Source organism: Paenibacillus maysiensis (genome assembly GCF_000520815.1).
Taxonomy (GTDB): domain Bacteria; phylum Bacillota; class Bacilli; order Paenibacillales; family Paenibacillaceae; genus Paenibacillus; species Paenibacillus maysiensis.
This window is the reverse complement of sequence record NZ_ASRY01000267.1, coordinates 38692-55836: the sequence shown is the minus strand read 5'-3', so window position 1 is coordinate 55836 and position 17145 is coordinate 38692. Positions and strand designations below refer to the sequence as shown.

General features: G+C 47.0%; 19 protein-coding genes. All 19 read right to left on the bottom strand.

All coding sequences use genetic code 11. The features are described from left to right. Positions 1-98: 98 nt before the first annotated feature. The 19 genes from proS to L696_RS0118395 all read right to left on the bottom strand — a co-directional run bounded on the left by proS (position 99) and on the right by L696_RS0118395 (position 17133). Positions 99-1547 carry a proline--tRNA ligase gene (gene proS, locus L696_RS0118485; RefSeq protein WP_025684959.1) on the bottom strand — a complete coding sequence of 483 codons (1449 nt, stop codon included), beginning with the start codon at positions 1545-1547 and terminating at the stop codon, positions 99-101. 50 nt (positions 1548-1597) lie between these two features. Further along, positions 1598-2869 carry an RIP metalloprotease RseP gene (rseP, locus tag L696_RS0118480; protein WP_025684958.1) on the bottom strand — a complete coding sequence of 424 codons (1272 nt, stop codon included), beginning with the start codon at positions 2867-2869 and terminating at the stop codon, positions 1598-1600. Positions 2870-2976: 107 nt separating this feature from the next. After that, positions 2977-4116: a 1-deoxy-D-xylulose-5-phosphate reductoisomerase gene (locus L696_RS0118475; RefSeq protein WP_025684957.1), complete on the bottom strand. Its 1140-nt coding sequence runs from the start codon at positions 4114-4116 to the stop codon at positions 2977-2979. A gap of 81 nt (positions 4117-4197) precedes the next feature. After that, positions 4198-4989 carry a phosphatidate cytidylyltransferase gene (locus L696_RS0118470; protein ID WP_025684956.1) on the bottom strand — a complete coding sequence of 264 codons (792 nt, stop codon included), beginning with the start codon at positions 4987-4989 and terminating at the stop codon, positions 4198-4200. A gap of 17 nt (positions 4990-5006) precedes the next feature. Continuing rightward, positions 5007-5774 carry an undecaprenyl pyrophosphate synthase gene (locus L696_RS0118465; RefSeq protein WP_025684955.1) on the bottom strand — a complete coding sequence of 256 codons (768 nt, stop codon included), beginning with the start codon at positions 5772-5774 and terminating at the stop codon, positions 5007-5009. 84 nt (positions 5775-5858) lie between these two features. Beyond that, positions 5859-6413 carry a ribosome recycling factor gene (gene frr / locus L696_RS0118460; protein ID WP_025684954.1) on the bottom strand — a complete coding sequence of 185 codons (555 nt, stop codon included), beginning with the start codon at positions 6411-6413 and terminating at the stop codon, positions 5859-5861. Further along, entirely contained in the window at positions 6413-7141 is a 729-nt protein-coding gene (pyrH, locus tag L696_RS0118455) for a UMP kinase (RefSeq protein ID WP_013309918.1), read from the bottom strand. The genes frr and pyrH overlap by 1 nt, the downstream gene beginning before the upstream one ends. Before the next feature lie 125 nt (positions 7142-7266). Next, positions 7267-7914, bottom strand: a complete 648-nt coding sequence (gene tsf, locus L696_RS0118450) for a translation elongation factor Ts (protein WP_025684953.1) — start codon at positions 7912-7914, stop codon at positions 7267-7269. A gap of 132 nt (positions 7915-8046) precedes the next feature. Then, entirely contained in the window at positions 8047-8745 is a 699-nt protein-coding gene (gene rpsB, locus L696_RS0118445) for a 30S ribosomal protein S2 (protein ID WP_013309916.1), read from the bottom strand. Between the two features lie 257 nt (positions 8746-9002). Next, complete coding sequence (locus L696_RS0118440; RefSeq protein WP_025684952.1) at positions 9003-9650, bottom strand: endolytic transglycosylase MltG; 648 nt, start codon at positions 9648-9650, stop codon at positions 9003-9005. Beyond that, complete coding sequence (locus L696_RS0118435; protein ID WP_025684951.1) at positions 9647-10273, bottom strand: DUF6115 domain-containing protein; 627 nt, start codon at positions 10271-10273, stop codon at positions 9647-9649. The genes L696_RS0118440 and L696_RS0118435 overlap by 4 nt, the downstream gene beginning before the upstream one ends. Positions 10274-10314: 41 nt before the next feature. Continuing rightward, positions 10315-10635: a hypothetical protein gene (locus L696_RS0118430; RefSeq protein WP_025684950.1), complete on the bottom strand. Its 321-nt coding sequence runs from the start codon at positions 10633-10635 to the stop codon at positions 10315-10317. Between the two features lie 76 nt (positions 10636-10711). Continuing rightward, complete coding sequence (locus L696_RS0118425) at positions 10712-12121, bottom strand: flagellar assembly protein A (RefSeq protein WP_025684949.1); 1410 nt, start codon at positions 12119-12121, stop codon at positions 10712-10714. Between the two features lie 45 nt (positions 12122-12166). Continuing rightward, positions 12167-12955 carry a FliA/WhiG family RNA polymerase sigma factor gene (locus L696_RS0118420; protein WP_025684948.1) on the bottom strand — a complete coding sequence of 263 codons (789 nt, stop codon included), beginning with the start codon at positions 12953-12955 and terminating at the stop codon, positions 12167-12169. A gap of 5 nt (positions 12956-12960) precedes the next feature. Beyond that, complete coding sequence (locus L696_RS0118415) at positions 12961-13383, bottom strand: hypothetical protein (RefSeq protein WP_025684947.1); 423 nt, start codon at positions 13381-13383, stop codon at positions 12961-12963. Positions 13384-13385: 2 nt separating this feature from the next. Further along, positions 13386-13883, bottom strand: coding sequence for a chemotaxis protein CheD (locus tag L696_RS0118410; protein WP_025684946.1), 498 nt, complete (start codon positions 13881-13883; stop codon positions 13386-13388). Next, positions 13876-14502 (bottom strand): chemotaxis protein CheC, encoded by a 627-nt coding sequence (locus tag L696_RS0118405; RefSeq protein WP_025684945.1) that lies wholly within the window; start codon positions 14500-14502, stop codon positions 13876-13878. The genes L696_RS0118410 and L696_RS0118405 overlap by 8 nt, the downstream gene beginning before the upstream one ends. Before the next feature lie 3 nt (positions 14503-14505). Then, positions 14506-14967 (bottom strand): chemotaxis protein CheW, encoded by a 462-nt coding sequence (locus L696_RS0118400; protein WP_014281101.1) that lies wholly within the window; start codon positions 14965-14967, stop codon positions 14506-14508. 60 nt (positions 14968-15027) lie between these two features. Then, positions 15028-17133 (bottom strand): chemotaxis protein CheA, encoded by a 2106-nt coding sequence (locus L696_RS0118395; protein WP_025684944.1) that lies wholly within the window; start codon positions 17131-17133, stop codon positions 15028-15030. Positions 17134-17145 lie beyond the last annotated feature (12 nt).

Below are 17145 nucleotides of genomic sequence, written 5' to 3'. Positions count from 1 at the left end.
TTCGTAACCCCTCAATCCTCCACCATAGCAACCCCTTACGGTTATGCTCGTTGGCGGAGAGAATGAAGTGAGTATGGTGGTATAGCTTTACTTCTTTATTAGTACGCCCGTGCGAACACTACAGTATGCTTGGCTGGTTTGCCGCAGCACAGACATGTGGTCTTTTGCTCGGTAGTTTTAAAAGGTATATTGCGACTTGTAGCGCCTGTCACTTCTTTGACCTTGTCTTCACATTCTTCAGATCCGCACCAGCCTGCCAAAGTAAAGCCGCGTTTCTCTTCCATGAGCGCCTTCATTTCGTCCAGCGTATCTACGGAATAGAAGTTTTCATCCATAAAGCTCTTGGCACGATCAAACATTTCCTGCTGTACCTGTGCCAGCATCGCATGGACTTCTTCAACAAGGTTATCCTGCTGTACAATCTTTTTCTCGCCACTAATACGGGATACGAGCACGCAAACGCCATTTTCCATATCACGAGGTCCGATTTCCAGACGCACCGGTACGCCGCGCATTTCATATTCGTTAAACTTCCAACCTGGACTCACATCACTGCGATCGTCCATTTTCACGCGTACACCCACCTGTTTCAGTTCAGCGAACAGTTCATCTGCACGGGCAATAACTGCTTCACGCTTCTTAGGCGGCCCGATAGGTACCATAATGACCTGTGTAGGCGCAACCTTAGGAGGCAAAGCCAAACCACGGTCATCCCCATGAACCATAATCAGCGCACCAATCAGACGCGTGCTTGTTCCCCATGAAGTGGTATGAGCGTATTCCAGGTTATTGTCCCGGCTCAAGTATTTAATATCAAAAGCAACGGCAAAATTGGTTCCCATGTAGTGGGAAGTTCCCGCCTGCACCGCACGCCCATCCTTCATCATCGCTTCCAGTGAGAACGTATCCTTCGCACCTGCAAATTTTTCAGAAGGCGTTTTTTGCCCAGTAATAACCGGGATAGCCAGCACTTCCTCGATAACCTCGCGGTATACTTCCAGCATTTTCATCGTTTCTTCGCGTGCTTCTTCTTCATTTTCATGAGCAGTGTGACCTTCCTGCCACAAAAACTCACTTGTACGCAAGAAAGGAAGCGTGCGTTTTTCCCAACGAACCACGTTAGCCCATTGGTTGATAAGCACTGGCAGATCGCGATAGGATTGAATCCATTTGGAGTACATATGACCGAACATTGTCTCTGAAGTCGGACGGATCGCAAGGCGCTCCTCCAGCTTTTCCCCGCCAGCCTCGGTTACCCAAGGAAGCTCCGGGTTAAACCCTTCAACATGCTCTTTTTCCTTCTGGAAAAAGCTCTCGGGAATGAACATCGGAAAATAGGCATTGCGATGACCTGTTTCTTTGAAACGCACATCCATGGCTTCCTTGATATGTTCCCAAATTTCAAAACCGTCGGGACGGAACACAATACATCCGCGAACTGGGGAGTAATCCATCAGTTCAGCTTTTTTAATAACATCAATATACCATCGGGAAAAATCTTCACTCTGTGGCGTAATTTCCTCGACAAACTGTTTATCGTTCGACATAGAAACGCATGTCCTCCCATACAGACCCTTTTATATAAGTCCGTCTCTAATTAACCGTTAATTAATCTTAAAATATCATTGTACGTGACCGCAATCATGAGCAGGAATAACATGGCAAAACCAACGAAATGGACCATACCTTCCCTGCTCGGATCAACCGGACGTCCTCTTACCGCCTCTACACCGAGGAAAACAAGTCTGCTTCCATCTAGCGCCGGAATTGGCAATAGATTAAATATCCCCAAATAAAGACTCATTATAGCAGTCCAATACGTAAGTTGCTCAATGCCCTGTTTGGCAATTTGTCCTGTCACTTCAAAAGTGCGTACCGGACCTCCCAGATCATTAATGGAGAAACGTTGGATAAGCTGACTAAACCCCTGGAAAATAATATCGGTCGTTCGTACCATGGATTGTCCGGCAAATTTAAACGTTTCCCCGACTCCGGCTTGCCGTGTCGGAAGTTCAGGCACGATGCCCACTTTGCCTCCCTTTTCTCCTTCCATTGCACGAGGTGTAATCGTCAGATCAAAAGTTTTATTATCCCGGCGAACAACCCATTTCATCGGCTTGTCTTGGGAATCGGCAATCAGTTTGATCATATTTTCAACATTCGCACCAACTGCAACCCCGTTGACTGATTCAATGATATCGCCCTTATGCAAATCAGCTTCAGCAGCAGGCATCCCCGCTGTAATGTCACTAATCTGAACATAAGTCGGGTTGTCCACTTGTACGCCGACCATCTGGATATGCAGACCAAACAGCACAAAGGCAAGAATAAAATTCATCAGCGGTCCGGCAAAGATAGCCATCGCACGCTGTCCTACTGTTTTGCTGCCATACTGTCGATCCTTAGGCGCAATCTGGATGGATTGCCCTTTGGTTACCATCATCGCTTGTGGGTGTACAGTATATTGCAGGTCTTCGCCATCCACATCCAATTTTACAGTCAGCGCCTGCTCTAGATCAATGTGCTGCACTTCACCGCGCACCACATTTTTGCGGTTATCCAACTGGTCTAAATAAATGGTTTTGACGACACCGTCCGTTACGCGTACAGCAATTGTTTGTCCAGTTTCAATTTCATTGATTTCCGGATCTTCTCCCGCCATGCGGGCAAAACCACCGAACGGCAGCAAACGTAGTGTAAATCGCGTCTCGTTTCTTTTATAAGAAAACAGTTTCGGACCGAAACCGATCGCAAACTCACGGACCAGAATTCCGGCACGTTTGGCAAAATAATAATGCCCCCATTCATGCACCGTCACTATGACGAAAAACATGAGCACCGTCATCAAAACTATTCGAATTGTTTCCAATCGTTTCCGTTCCCCTTTCAATGAGATCGAGTTTGTCTTCCTAGATTATCATTATTCTCCGATCCTACACAAGAGAATCACAATTCACTTCCGAACCCAAAGTCAGCCTATATTCCGGCAGCTATGCTGCGAACCTCACGATCACAGGCTTCAATCGCAGCCAAATCGGGGTTAGTGACATTGACATGCCGTTCCAACACACGCTCAATAACGGCTTCGATATGCAGAAAAGGAATTTCTCCACGCAGAAAACGGGCAACAGCAATCTCATTAGCCGCATTAAATGCAGTTGGTGCTGTACCACCCATTTTACCACATTCAAAGGCAAGCCTTAAACAAGGAAAACGATTAAAGTCCATTTCCTTAAAATGGAGCCTGCCCACCTCAGCCAATGACAGCGGCTTGGCGGGAGACTTCATCCGTTCAGGATATGTTAAGGCGTATTGAATAGGAACTCTCATATCAGGGTTACCCAGTTGAGCGACAATACTGGTATCTACAAATTCTACATAGGAATGAATGATGCTTTCAGGATGCAATAGTACGTGAATCTGCTCATAGTCAAGTCCGAATAACCAGTGCGCCTCAATGACCTCTAGTCCTTTGTTTACCATCGTTGCCGAATCAATCGTAATTTTGGCACCCATCGACCAATTGGGATGCTTGAGCGCATCTTCCACCGTAACCTCACGGAGCTGTTCCCTTGTCAAATCACGAAAAGAACCACCCGATGCCGTGAGAGTAATATGTGCCACATCTTTCATACGCTCACCATTCAAGCATTGAAAAATAGCTGAATGCTCACTGTCAATCGGCAGCAACGGCACTCCTTTCGCTCGGGCCCGTTCTGTGACCAGATGACCGGCGGTAACCAGTGTTTCCTTATTGGCCAAACCGATCTGTTTTCCAGCCTCAATCGCGGCCAGCGTGGAGTGCAATCCGACACTGCCCATTACAGCTGTCACAACCATATCTGCATCTGTATTCGCAGCCAGCTCGACGAGTCCTTCATTCCCCCAATGCAGCTCCATTCCGGAAGGTAACAAAGGACGGATTTCCTCCGCCAATTGCTTGGTGCCAACGGACACCTTCTTGGGTTGGTATAGATTCGCCTGCTCGGCAAGCAACTTTATATTTGAGCCACCTGCTAAAGCCTCTACGGCAAACTGATCCGGGTGCATAGATACGACATCCAGTGTCTGTGTTCCAATAGACCCGGTTGAACCGAGTACCGTAATTCTTTTCATGAAGCACCTTCCTATCTTGAAAATAACCGTTACTCTGCACTAATTTTACCCTGAGCATAATCTGTAACCACCAGGTAAGAGTCATGGAAGCAGCATCAGCATATGTACAAATGGAAAAACGACAATCCAACTGTCGCAGCGGTCTAGTATACCACCGTGCCCTGGCAGCAGATTACCGGAATCTTTAATGTCGTACACCCGCTTGTACGCAGATTGCACTAAATCGCCCAGTTGGCCCACAACTGCACAAGATAAACCGATAGCGAAAGCTTTGTCCCATGGCAGCAGCCCTTCTGACAATCCGGCAAATACCAGTGCTGTAGCCAACGCTAAAACAATCCCGCCTATAGACCCTTCGACTGTTTTGTTTGGACTGATCGCAGGCCATAGTTTTGTCTTCCCCGCCATTTTGCCTACAAAATAAGCCCCTGCATCACTTGCCCAAATGCAAGCCAGCAACAAAAAGGTCCATAAAAGCCCATGTTCCATATGGCGTGATTCCGCAATATACGAAAATCCAAGGCCTATATAAACGATACCGAGAAATAGTATGGACACCGTTTGAATTGTGATTTTATTTTTCGTTCCCACCGTAATGATCATAAAAATAATCATCAGCAGCCAAAGCAGACTTATAGACGGTAATGGTGAGTGCAGACCCAAGGGCTGATAAGGAAATACAAAGGCTAATATTCCTGCATAGCCAACTAACGCCGTACCGCCGAAAGGAGATACATTGGTCATCCGCGCGAATTCATAGAATCCGATTAGGGCCATGGCCAAAATAAGTAAATGGTAGGCCAATCCGCCCCACAGGACCATCGCCAAAAAAAATGCGCCTGCCACAATACCGGTAATCAATCTCTGTCTCAACGGCTTTCATCCTCCATTTACTTCAGCCCGCCGTACCGCCGTGATCTCCGCTGATATTCGACCACTGCTTCGTGTAAATGCTCTTTCTTAAACTCAGGCCAATAAATATCAGTAAACCATAGCTCACTGTATGCAAGTTGCCAGAGCATAAAATTGCTGAGTCTCAGCTCGCCACTTGTCCGAATCAGAAGATCAGGGTCCGGCATACCGCTGGAGAGCAAAGAGTTCTCAATGAGTTCGGGCGTAATATCTCCGGGTTTAAGCTTCCCATCCTCAATTTCACGACCCAACGCTTGCATACATTCAGTGATTTCCAGCCGACTTCCATAATTCAATGCAAAATTAAGAACAAGTCCGGTATTATTTTCGGTTCGCCGAGTCGCTTCAGTCAGCGCATCAACGGTATGAGAAGGCAAATACTCCTTATTTCCCATCATACGTACTTGTACATTTTTTTCAATCAGCTCGTCAAGCTCAATAGCCAAAAATTCTTGCGGCAGCCGCATCAAAAAATCGACTTCATCCTTGGGACGCGACCAATTTTCAGTTGAAAAAGCAAATAAGGTCAAATATTTAATGCCCAGTTCATCCGCAGCAATTGCTGTGCGCTTCACTGCCTTCATTCCATTTTGATGCCCTACAATCCGCGGCATTCCAATCCGTTTGGCCCATCTGCCGTTCCCATCCATAATGACAGCAACATGCTGCGGAATATTGTCTTTTGAAATGGCCGGTGTTTGCTGTTTTTGTTCCCCGTTCCACCAAGACCGAACCCGTTTGATCATTCCAGTTCCTCCAGCATTCTCTGAAAATGTGCCTCAGGCTTGAAAAGAGACAAACCCCACCGTAAGGGAGGGGCTACCAGTCTCTTATACTTCCATAATTTCTTTTTCTTTTGCAGCCAAAACTTTATCCACTTCAGCGATAAATTTATCGGTCGTTTTCTGGATCTCTTCCTGATATTTACGGGATTCATCCTCGGATATATCCGTTTTTTCCATTTTTTTAATATCATCATTTGCATCGCGACGAATGTTACGAATGGCGACCTTCGCTTCTTCGCCGTTCTTTTTCGTCAGCTTCACCAGATCCGTTCTGCGTTCTTCTGTCAATGCAGGAATACTCAGGCGAATGGTATTCCCGTCATTGGAAGGAGTTAACCCCAGATCGGATTTTTGGATAGCACGCTCAATGTCGGCCAAGGAGGATTTATCCCAAGGCTGAATCATCAGAGTCCTGCTGTCCGGTGTATTTACATTAGCTAACTGATTGACCGGAGTCATTGCACCGTAATACTCAACCTGAACACGATCCAGTAGAGCTGGTGTCGCTCGACCAGCGCGCAAAGATGCAAGGTCACGTTGCAACGACTGAATTGCTTTATGCATGCGCTCTTCAGCGCTCTTTTTTACAGATTGTGGCATTAATTTACACTCCCTTTGACGATCGTGCCAATTTTCTCACCCAACACGACACGTTTAATGTTACCTTGCTCTGTAATAGCAAAGACAATCAACGGAATATTGTTATCCATGCACAACGAGGAAGCCGTGGAGTCCATGACACCGAGATTTTTGTTGAGCACATCCAAATACGTAAGTTGCTCATACTTCTCGGCTGTGCTGTCTTTAAACGGATCAGCTGAATACACGCCGTCCACTTTATTTTTAGCCATCAGAATCACTTCAGCCTCAATTTCCGCAGCACGCAAAGCAGCTGTAGTATCGGTTGAGAAGAACGGATTCCCTGTACCTGCCGCAAAAATAACAACACGGCCTTTTTCCAGATGGCGGATAGCTCTACGACGAATGTAAGGCTCAGCAATTTGCTGCATTGCGATAGATGTCTGTACACGCGTAGGAACTTCAATTTGTTCCAAAGCATCCTGTAGTGCCAGTGAGTTCATCACCGTTGCCAGCATCCCCATGTAATCCGCTGTTGCCCGGTCAATTCCGTTGGCGCTTCCGGCAATACCCCGCCAAATGTTGCCGCCTCCGCACACGATAGCAACTTCTACTCCCAGTTCGACAACGTCCTTGACCTGCTCGGCGATCGACGCAATTGTATCCGCATCAATACCGTAACCGTTCGGGCCTGACAGCGACTCTCCGCTGACTTTCAGAACAACACGCTTAAAAACAGGTTTTTCCAAATGATCACCCTCCAATATCGACTATATATTATGTACAGGATAGATGTCCTGTTGCAAGAAAAGGAACACTGATGTGTTCCAATTCTTTGCTCTTTCCGTATGCAATTACCGTTCGTTGGTAATTATTATTTCACTTGAGACATAACTTCTTCGTAGAAGTTGTCTTCTTTTTTCTCCAAGCCTTCGCCCAGTTCAAAACGAACAAAACGACGCAGGGAAATATTTTCGCCAATGGTGCTGATTTTTTCGTTGATGAGTGTGGAGATTGTTTTGTCCGGATCTTTAATGAAAGATTGCTCCAGCAGGCAGAACTCTTCATAAAATTTACCGATGCGGCCTTCAACCATTTTCTCAACGATATTTTCTGGTTTGCCTTCGTTCAAAGCTTGTGCTTTCAGGATTTCTTTTTCTTTTTCGATCTCTTCCTGTGGCACTTCTTCACGACGAACATAACGAGGGTTCAATGCAGCGATATGCATAGCGATGTCACGTACAAAATCTCTGAACTGGTCTGTTTTAGCGACGAAGTCCGTTTCGCAGTTTACTTCTACCAGTACGCCGATACGGCCGCCAGCATGGATGTAGGATTCAACAACGCCTTCAGTAGCGATACGGCCTGCTTTGTTCGCTGCAGCCGCAAGTCCTTTTTCACGCAAAACTTCAACTGCTTTTGTCAAATCACCGTTTGCTTCTTCAAGCGCTTTTTTACAATCCAGCATTCCTGCGCCTGTTTTTTCACGAAGCTCTTTTACTGCGCTAGCATTAACTGCCATATTATTTCCCTCCAAATTTGATTTTCAGTGGTGTACACAAGCTTTATTCTTTAAAAAAAGGGCAGTGAGAGGTTATACACCTGCCAACCACCCTTTTCATTTAATTCATATAAGTATTTCCGCAAGGAAATATTATGCTGTAGTTTCTTCGCCTTGGTTAGCTTCCATAACTGCATCAGCCATTTTACCTGTAAGCAATTTAACAGCGCGAATCGCGTCGTCATTACCTGGGATAACATAGTCAATTTCGTCTGGATCGCAGTTTGTATCAACGATACCCACGATTGGGATACCCAATTTGCGAGCTTCAGCAACCGCGATACGTTCTTTGCGTGGATCAATGATGAACAGAGCGCTTGGAAGGCCCTTCATGTTTTTGATACCGCCCAAGAATTTTTCAAGACGATCTTTCTCTTTACGGAGAATAATAACTTCTTTTTTAGGAAGAACTGCGAAAGTACCGTCTTCTTCCCAAGCTTCCAGTTGTTTCAAACGATCAATACGTTTTTGAATGGTTTGGAAGTTAGTGAGCGTACCGCCCAACCAACGTTGGTTGATATAGAATTGACCAGCGCGTGCTGCCTCTTCTTTAACGGAATCTTGCGCTTGTTTCTTCGTGCCTACGAACAGGATTGTACCATTCTCAGCTGCAATGCTTTTTACGAAGTTGTAAGCTTCCTCAACCTTTTTCACTGTCTTTTGCAAGTCAATGATGTAAATACCGTTTCTTTCAGTGAAGATATAACGATCCATTTTCGGGTTCCAGCGACGTGTTTGGTGACCAAAGTGAACCCCAGCTTCCAGAAGCTGTTTCATGGAGATTACTGCCATCTTCACGCACCTCCTAAGTTTGGTTTTTTGTGTGTCCTCCGCCGACATCATTTCTCGCAAAGACTTTCCATTGGGAAAGCACCCTTTACAAAATTAATCGACGTGCGTTTTTAACACCGTCAATTAATATACCATAACACCCGCAGCGTTGCAACCAACTTTTCGACAATAGTTGGATACGCGCGAAATGTGACTGTTTACTTCCGCCTGATGGACTTTTTAGTAATAAATAAAAACCGTCCACTTCCCGATCACGGTCAGTTGGACGGCTTCTTTGTAATTTTAGTAATAATAGAACCGAAATCCTCACCCTTGGCAAACTCATAGGTGCCAGTACGAATTCTGGTATTGATTCTCTGAGCCTTAGCCTCTGCCTCAAACGCGCTGGCATCCGATACAATGCCCGCCTTCTGCAAGCCAGATGCCACACTCCTCAGATTGCTACCCGACGCAATGCTATATTGTACTTGCGGAGTGGCAGGCTGTTTGGGCGTATCTGGAGCAGTTGTAGCACTCGAACCTTTAGTTAGCGGCTTATTCGGACTTTGGAGCGCAGACGTGCTTGCTGAAGGCTTGGAAACAGCCGAAGGTGTGCTGTTTGCAGGTGTCTTGGGTGACGAAGGCGTTTGTGCCGGTTCTGCCTTTTTGGGAGCAGCCGGTGTTTTATTGCCTTCCTTGATCACCTTGTTACGCCATTCCTCTTCTGTCATCTTCGGATCAGAGCTGTCACTGATTTGAAGATTCAGTCCGGCTGCCGCCTTCTCCAATTGCTCACGAGTCATGTTTTTTGGGTCTGCTGCAGACGGCTGCGATTGCCCCTGACCGATCATCGCCAGTTGCAGCAGCAGTGCGCCTGTAATAAGTCCGGTGCCCATGCCCAGCATGAATGAACGATTTTTGATCACGTCAGGTCCTCCCGTTCCGCCAATTGTAATATGAGCTGTACCTCGCCCCGTTGGATGCCTGATTGCTTAGCAATGTAATCCACCGATTTGCCCTGCTCATACAGTGCGAACAGTTCCTGATAACGCTCACGGATAGATTCCTGCTGAGCTTCCGGCTCAGCTTCTTGCAACGGCGCCTGCTCTTCCACAGCTACAATAGAGGCGTCAGACTGCTCTGCCTGCATGGGAATAGCAGTCTGCGTATTGCGGAACTGACCGTAAGCTGCCACCACCTGATGCGGGGTACCAGTATGTAGTAGTACCTCAGATCCAGACACTGTCTGTGTAGAAACTGAAGCAAGCGCAGCCTGGCGTTCAAGCTCCACAATCCGGTTCCGAAGCTCAGCCACTTGCTCCTGCAATGAGGCCTGTTTAACCGCATGTTCCTGCTTTATGCCGGATACGAGCTCTATCAGCTCATCATTGTCGTTTTCAATATCGGCCATATATTGCTCCAAGGTGGCCTCGACCTTTTGGACGACGGCCTCTTCTGTTCCCCGGCCCGCCTGCCGCTTGGGCAGCAGCCAGGCGTAGACAACAGCTGCGGCGCCCAGCAGAACAATATATATCCATGGTTGATCCACTGCCCATCGTCTCCTTTTATAACGCTTCTCTACCTGTCGGATCAGAGCGAAAAATCTATATGATGTCCCTTGTATGGATGCTCTGCAGGATGCTCCTTTGGCAGTTCATTTTCACTGGACCGAGATCGGCTCTGTCCGGAAGAATCACTGCCCTGCCCTCCAGTTTCCCTCTCACCGACGAATGTTTCCGCAGATTCATCCACCGCACTGCTTCGCTGACGAATCTTTTCTGTCTCCTGCTCGTTCTTTTGCCCTAACAACGCTTGCTCATTCATCGGACGTTGCTGGTATTCGCTTTGGTACTTACCCGCTTCACTGGTACGAGGTACGGCGATTTGTAATTCAACAGCTTTCAGGCTCATTGGACCACACCCTTTCCGATTGGGCATCCGTATCTGTTTTCCGAAGAATTAGAAAACTTGTTATTCCTGTGCCAGATTACACGGAGGAGGACATGCTGATGTCACCCTCATGATAATAAAATGCCATTCTTTCCACCGAATCTTTAATGAATTTTGTATATCTGCCGATAACTATTTTAGAGCCACCGTAAATAACGTTTTTGACTTCTACCCTTGCGCGGCTTGTATCTTCCAAGGTTCGTTCAATCTCCAGCATTCTTGATTTGGTTTCCAGAAGCTCGTTGTCATTTGATTTTTTGGTAGATGTCAACTTGATTCGCATCGCCATTCTTTCAGGGGCAAGCTGTCCGGCAGCAGCAAGCTGGTCCAATATGGTGAGGGCCTTATTGGTCTTATCCTGGCTGTCTGTCTGCTGCTTCAAACGTGCCCGGAGTTCAGTCAGCTCATCGCGCAGCTCTGGCAGTACACCTACTTCAATTATAGTGGCCGTGGACATTGTATTACCGATGGTGCGCGCCACTACCTTTTCGCCAGCTTGTACACTACCACCTACGATCAGTCCTTTAGCTCCTCCGCAAAGTACATTCTTACTGGCTTTGATCTGGGAGTGCATGATGCTTTGGGATACAAGTATTTCGCCACCCGCAATCACGTTACCATCCTGGATAAAGGAACATTTCACATTTTGTGCAGCTTTCACATACCCCTTGTGGTAACCGATAATACCGCCACTGATGTCGACTGAGCCTCCCGCATCCAATTCAGCACCTTCCACACCGCCGATGACACGAATGTCGCCAGCCGCCCGAATACGAAAACCCGTCAGGACATTACCCCGAATGACGACGGTTCCAACAAAGTCAATGTTGCCGACGCTATAATCCACATCACCGTTCACTTCATATACGGGAAACACATTGAGCTTACCCTTTTCAGTCGTAGTCACCAGCCCGTCGATAGCTGCGTACATTGCAACGCCCTCTGGATGAACAACTACGTTTTTCCCGATTTTAAACCGTGCCTCTTTGCCTGAAAGGTAAGGAATTTCCTCTCCCGTTACAGCAATACCAGGTACACCCGGCAATGGATCAACCCGCTCGGCAATCAGTTGTCCACGCTTCACATTCTTTAAACGGGTTAATTCTTTATAGTCCACTCGTCCATCCACGGTTTCGAGCGGCTTATGGGCATCTTCACCGGTCACAACTTCAGCAAGATTAATTTTTCCGTCCGTGCCATGAATCGGCGGTGTTCCCTCAGCAATCAGTAATTTGGTGAAAAAATAATCTTCCGATCTTGCCACAAACGTATGAATCGCATCAGTAATCAAACCATGCCTTATTTTTTGGATATTCAGGAAACGCTCCAATTCTTCCACAGAACAGGAAAAGCCTTCTTCACGTTTGGCAAACTCCAAATAAGCGCTAAGTTTATCGGGTGAGACGACCACTTTTAAATACTGGTCCAAAGCATATTGCTTCTCCACAGGGGTGCTCCTTCCGTCTAACTGTTACTATAACCTCCCGTACGTTTAATCTTTACGCATTAGCAGATCCCGCTGTTTGTCCAGTGTCGCTCTCAGCCGTAATATGGCTTTGGAATGTAGTTGTGAAATACGCGAGGGTGAAAGCGACATGACCTCAGCGATTTCACTGAGTGACAAATCCTCGTAATACAATAAAGAAACAACGATACGTTCTTTTTCAGTCAATTTGTCAATGCCATGTGCAAGAGCATCACGAAGTGTAAACTCATTGACCTTGTGATCCGGATTTTTCGCTTTTTCATCGACTAAAAGGGAAAGTCGTGTCTCCGACTCTTCTTCACGAATCGGGTCCTCCAGTGAAACGATCGACATAACGGCGACCTCCTGGATCATGTTTTGAAACTCTTTTTCAGAGACGTCCAAATAATGGCTCATCTCTTCGTCACTTACTGTGCGTAAGTATCTCTGCTCCAGATGCTGATAGGCATCCTCAATTTTTTTCGCTTTTTCCCTGACCGAACGTGGAACCCAATCTCCTTGGCGAAGACCATCCAAAATCGCTCCTCGAACGCGCCAGGAAGCATAAGTCTCAAACTGCAAACCACGTTCATAGTCAAACTTTTCAAGAGCATCAATCAAGCCCATGACCCCGTTACTGGCCAGATCATCTTTGGATACATTTTTAGGTAAACCTACTGCAAGGCGTCCCGACACATACTCCACAATATGGAGGTACTTTTCAATTAACTGCTTTTTTGCTTCCTTGTCACCGTGTTCTTTCCATTGCTCCCACAGTCCGGAATGGTTTAAATGAGCGGCTTTTCGCTCGTTCATCGGCTTCACCCTCCTTGTTTGTCTGTCAGGTGACGAACGGCCTTGGCCAATTCTTCAGGGTCCTTGTTTGAAACCAGCTTAGGCGGGTTTAAAGGCGCAAAACCGGTGTTTTTCCCGTCCGTCTGCTCTGGTTTCGGCTTCAACAGTTCATTCAGGTTTTCATCTTCGTCTGGTGTCGTCAGGTCCAGATTCCCCCCTACGCCATCCACCTGAGAGCTTGCCCGGCTTTGGGCATTACCCAGATCTGGCCGCGCTACGACACCCAGTGCCCAGCGCAGCACAAATGCAAGCAGGAACCAAAAAACGAAGGCGATCAAGCCACGAATTAAGCTCGTGGTCAGCAGATTGCTGCCAGTGGACAACACAAAAGTCAGGATAAATCCGACTACTCCAGACCAAAGATTAATGCGTAAGCTGCCAAATAACATGATTATAATTCCTTTACACCTTTTTGTACGCTTCGAATATTCAAAACGCCAGTTTCACAATCCAGTTCAATCGTTCGGCCATAACTACCGCCTGTATCCTCCGCAAGCAGTGGAATACCGAGATCTACGAGCATTTCCTTGCATGATTCCACATTGCGCGGACCAATTCGCATGGTGTCCCCGCTGCCGGCAAAGGCGAACATTTGCGCTCCCCCTGCCATTTTGGCGACCAGTCTGCGGCGTTCGGCTCCCAATTTCAGCATCCGCTCAAATAGCTCTGGCAACGCGGTATCGGCGTATTTAGCAATGTTCAATTGCCCTTCACGCGCAATGTCCGAGGACGGTAGCATCACATGTGCCATACCAGCCAGTTTTAAATGAGGATCGTAGAGGGTCAACCCGACGCAGGAGCCAAGTCCTGTCGTGCGAATGGAGTTTGGATTGCTGGTTACGTTCAAGTCTGCCATACCCACTTTGATGATGCTTTTATCCTCAATCATCGTTCATCGGGACTCCTAACGACCTGAATATTTTCCCAAACGATTCCGGATCAGGAATCAGGAAAAATTGACCCTCAATCTGATTCTGCCCCTCCAGAAACGATGTGTCAATCAACAAGGCTGCATCCCCCATCTGCCCAAATTGCAACAGCCCATAGCTGAGAATGGCCCCGGCCATATCCAAGGCTAGTGCGGGAACCGTCGGATACATGGACAACCGGGTAAAATCGGCTAACGAAGACAAGTATGAACCCGCTAAAATATTTCCGATTTCGGACAAAGCCGAATGCTCCATTTCGTTAAAGCTGTCCTCATCATCCGACGGAATATTTGCCAGCCGGGAAAGCAGGCTTTTCGCCGCATGGGGCTGCAATATGAAAAAGAGATTGCCCGGGGCTTCCCCCTCGACTCTGAAAAATATCGCAACGACAAGTTGCTCATTCCCGCCAACCTTTTCGGCAATCTCCTCAAAAGGCAGCATCTGTACTTTAGGTACGCCCATATCAACGGGTTTATTCAGAAGTCGGGAGAGCGCTGTAGCAGCGTTCCCCGAACCAATGTTACCGACTTCCTTCAAAACATCCAACTTGAAATCTTCGAGATTCTCAAGATTTTCCATAAATTAATCCTCTAAGCCTTCCAGTTGGTTCATTTCACTCCGATTCAGCACCTCAGACAAATTCAGCATGATGAGCAAGCGCTCTTCACCGATTTTAGCGACTCCACGCAAATATTTAGCCTTGACTCCGCCAACGACTTCCGGTGGTGTCTCAATGTTGTCGGTATTCAGGTCAATTACGTCGTTCGCCGAATCAACGATAAAGCCGACTTGCATCTCACCCACTGCAACGATGATAATCCGGGTTTGATCGGTGTATTCCGCCTCAGACAATCCAAAACGACCCCGCAGATCAATAACAGGAATGACCACGCCTCTCATATTGAATACGCCTTTGACAAAATCGTATGTTCTTGGAACACGTGTAATCGGCACCATGCGCTCAATGGACTGGACTTTTTCTACTTCGACACCGTATTCCTCTTCACCAAGTTTAAATACGATAACTTTAATTTCTTCTCCCATGTCTAAAAACCCTCCTTATGGATGTCAGCAATTTCACATTTCTTTCATTTAATGAAGACATTATTTAATGAAAACATTAGGGTCGATGATCAAAGCAACCTGACCGTCACCCAAAATCGTGGCGCCTGAAATTCCCTGGATGTTCGGAAGGTATTTGCCCAGATTTTTAAGAACAATTTCACTTTGTCCCAAAAAGTCCTGAACAGAAAGAGCTGCCAGACGGTCACCCTTGCGGATAACAACAACCTCTGTCTCTTCTTCTTCATCCTCATTGAAGTCTGGTACTTCAAACAGCTGACTCAAGGAGATAAGCGGGATATGGGATTCGCGGAAAGCGATCATTTTATTGCCGTGTACAGAACGGATTTGTGTCCGTTTGACGATCGCGGTCTCTACAATAGAAGACAACGGAATCGCATATTTTTCGGAACCGATCTGTATCATCATGGCCGCAATAATGGATAGTGTCAGTGGCAACTGTACAGAAAAATTGGTTCCTTTGCCCAGAACAGAATGAATCGTAACGTTACCGCCAAGGGAAGTGATTTTAGATTTAACTACATCGAGTCCAACGCCGCGTCCTGAAACGTCCGAAATGACTTCAGCAGTGCTGAATCCCGGAGCGAATAGCACCTGATGAGCCTCTTCATCGGTCATTGCAGCTGCTTGTTCCTCCGTCATAATTCCTTTGGAAATGGCACTTTTCAGTACCTTCTCACGATTAATGCCGCTACCGTCGTCTTCAATCTCAATAAACACGTTATTGCCGCTGTGGAAAGCACGTAAATGAACTGTTCCTGTCTCCGGTTTGCCTGCCGCAATACGGGTCGCTACTGGCTCGATGCCGTGATCCACAGAGTTACGCAGTAAATGCACTAACGGATCACCGATCTCGTCGATAACGGTACGGTCCATTTCGGTGTCCGCGCCAGTAATAACCAAATCCAGCTTTTTATCCAGCGATTTGGCCAGGTCGCGCACCATACGCGGGAAACGATTGAAAACCGTGTCCACGGGTACCATCCGCAATTTAAGCACGACATTTTGCAGATCACTGCTTACACGGCTCATATGCTCTACCGTTTCCGTCAGCGCCGGATTAGAAGCCTCACTCGCCAGTTGCTCCAACCGTACACGGTCAATGAGCAATTCACTGAACAAATTCATCAATACGTCCAGACGTTCAATGTCGACACGAATCGTACGGTTGTGCGTAGGCGCTGCTGCCTTGGTTACTGGAGCTTTAGCCTCGGCTGGCTTAGCGCCGGAGGCCGCAGTTGGAGACTGCGGCTGGGATGCAGCGGACTGTTGTACAGCTACCGGGGCTACCGGGGCTTCCTGCGCTACAGCAGTTTCTGCCACTCCGGCATTGACTTCGCTCATTTGCTTAAGCGATTCCTGATCCAGCTGTACAACGGAGACGGACTCGATTTCGGAAATACTGCCGATTTCCTTTTCCAGCTCTCCTACCTCTTTCTGCGTTATGTAATATAACGAGAAATTTTGTTCGAATTTCTCCTGCTCAATATCCTGCACAGACGGATAAGCTTTTACGATTTCACCGGTGTTCTCCAGCGTATTAAATACCATAAAGGCACGCGCAGCCTTCAACTGGCTTTCTGAGCTAATCGTTACCTGTATATAGTGAACCCGATGACCTTCGGAAATAGATTGCTCCAGTACAGAATACTGGAATTGATCCAGCACAAGACCCACGCTTTCGCTATCAGCCGCTTTTTTCGGCGTAACCGCCTCAGTAACAGTATCTGTGCCTGATTTTTGGAAATCGCCACGCACGATGGATTGCAGTGAAGCTACAATAGAGGATACATCCGCTTTTCCATCGCCACCCTCTGTAATGTTCTGTACCATGGACTCCAGCGCATCCAACCCTTTGAAAAAGGTATCGAATATAAATTCCTGCATCGCAAGCTTGTTGTTACGTACCAGATCAAGAACGTTTTCCATTTGGTGAGTGAGCGATGCCAGGTCTTCAAAACCCATTGTAGCAGCCATTCCTTTAAGGGTATGGGCAGACCGGAAAATCACCTGAACGATGCTCAGATCGGTAGGATTACTTTCCAGTTGAAGCATTTTTTCGTTAAGAGATTGCAGATGATCATTCGACTCATCAATAAACATGTTTAAATATTGGTTCATGTCCATTGTGAGACACCT

Bases quoted from the DNA above. Each gene is read 5' to 3' on its own strand.
- proS (WP_025684959.1), bottom strand. From the start codon at position 1,547: ATGTCGAACGATAAACAGTTTGTCGAGGAAATTACGCCACAGAGTGAA.
- L696_RS0118475 (WP_025684957.1), bottom strand. From the start codon at position 4,116: ATGAAAAGAATTACGGTACTCGGTTCAACCGGGTCTATTGGAACACAG.
- L696_RS0118465 (WP_025684955.1), bottom strand. From the start codon at position 5,774: ATGATCAAACGGGTTCGGTCTTGGTGGAACGGGGAACAAAAACAGCAA.
- frr (WP_025684954.1), bottom strand. From the start codon at position 6,413: ATGCCACAATCTGTAAAAAAGAGCGCTGAAGAGCGCATGCATAAAGCA.
- tsf (WP_025684953.1), bottom strand. From the start codon at position 7,914: ATGGCAGTTAATGCTAGCGCAGTAAAAGAGCTTCGTGAAAAAACAGGC.
- rpsB (WP_013309916.1), bottom strand. From the start codon at position 8,745: ATGGCAGTAATCTCCATGAAACAGCTTCTGGAAGCTGGGGTTCACTTT.
- L696_RS0118430 (WP_025684950.1), bottom strand. From the start codon at position 10,635: ATGAGCCTGAAAGCTGTTGAATTACAAATCGCCGTACCTCGTACCAGT.
- L696_RS0118420 (WP_025684948.1), bottom strand. From the start codon at position 12,955: ATGAACGAGCGAAAAGCCGCTCATTTAAACCATTCCGGACTGTGGGAG.
- L696_RS0118415 (WP_025684947.1), bottom strand. From the start codon at position 13,383: ATGTTATTTGGCAGCTTACGCATTAATCTTTGGTCTGGAGTAGTCGGA.
- L696_RS0118410 (WP_025684946.1), bottom strand. From the start codon at position 13,883: ATGATTGAGGATAAAAGCATCATCAAAGTGGGTATGGCAGACTTGAAC.
- L696_RS0118405 (WP_025684945.1), bottom strand. From the start codon at position 14,502: ATGGAAAATCTTGAGAATCTCGAAGATTTCAAGTTGGATGTTTTGAAG.
- L696_RS0118400 (WP_014281101.1), bottom strand. From the start codon at position 14,967: ATGGGAGAAGAAATTAAAGTTATCGTATTTAAACTTGGTGAAGAGGAA.
- L696_RS0118395 (WP_025684944.1), bottom strand. From the start codon at position 17,133: ATGGACATGAACCAATATTTAAACATGTTTATTGATGAGTCGAATGAT.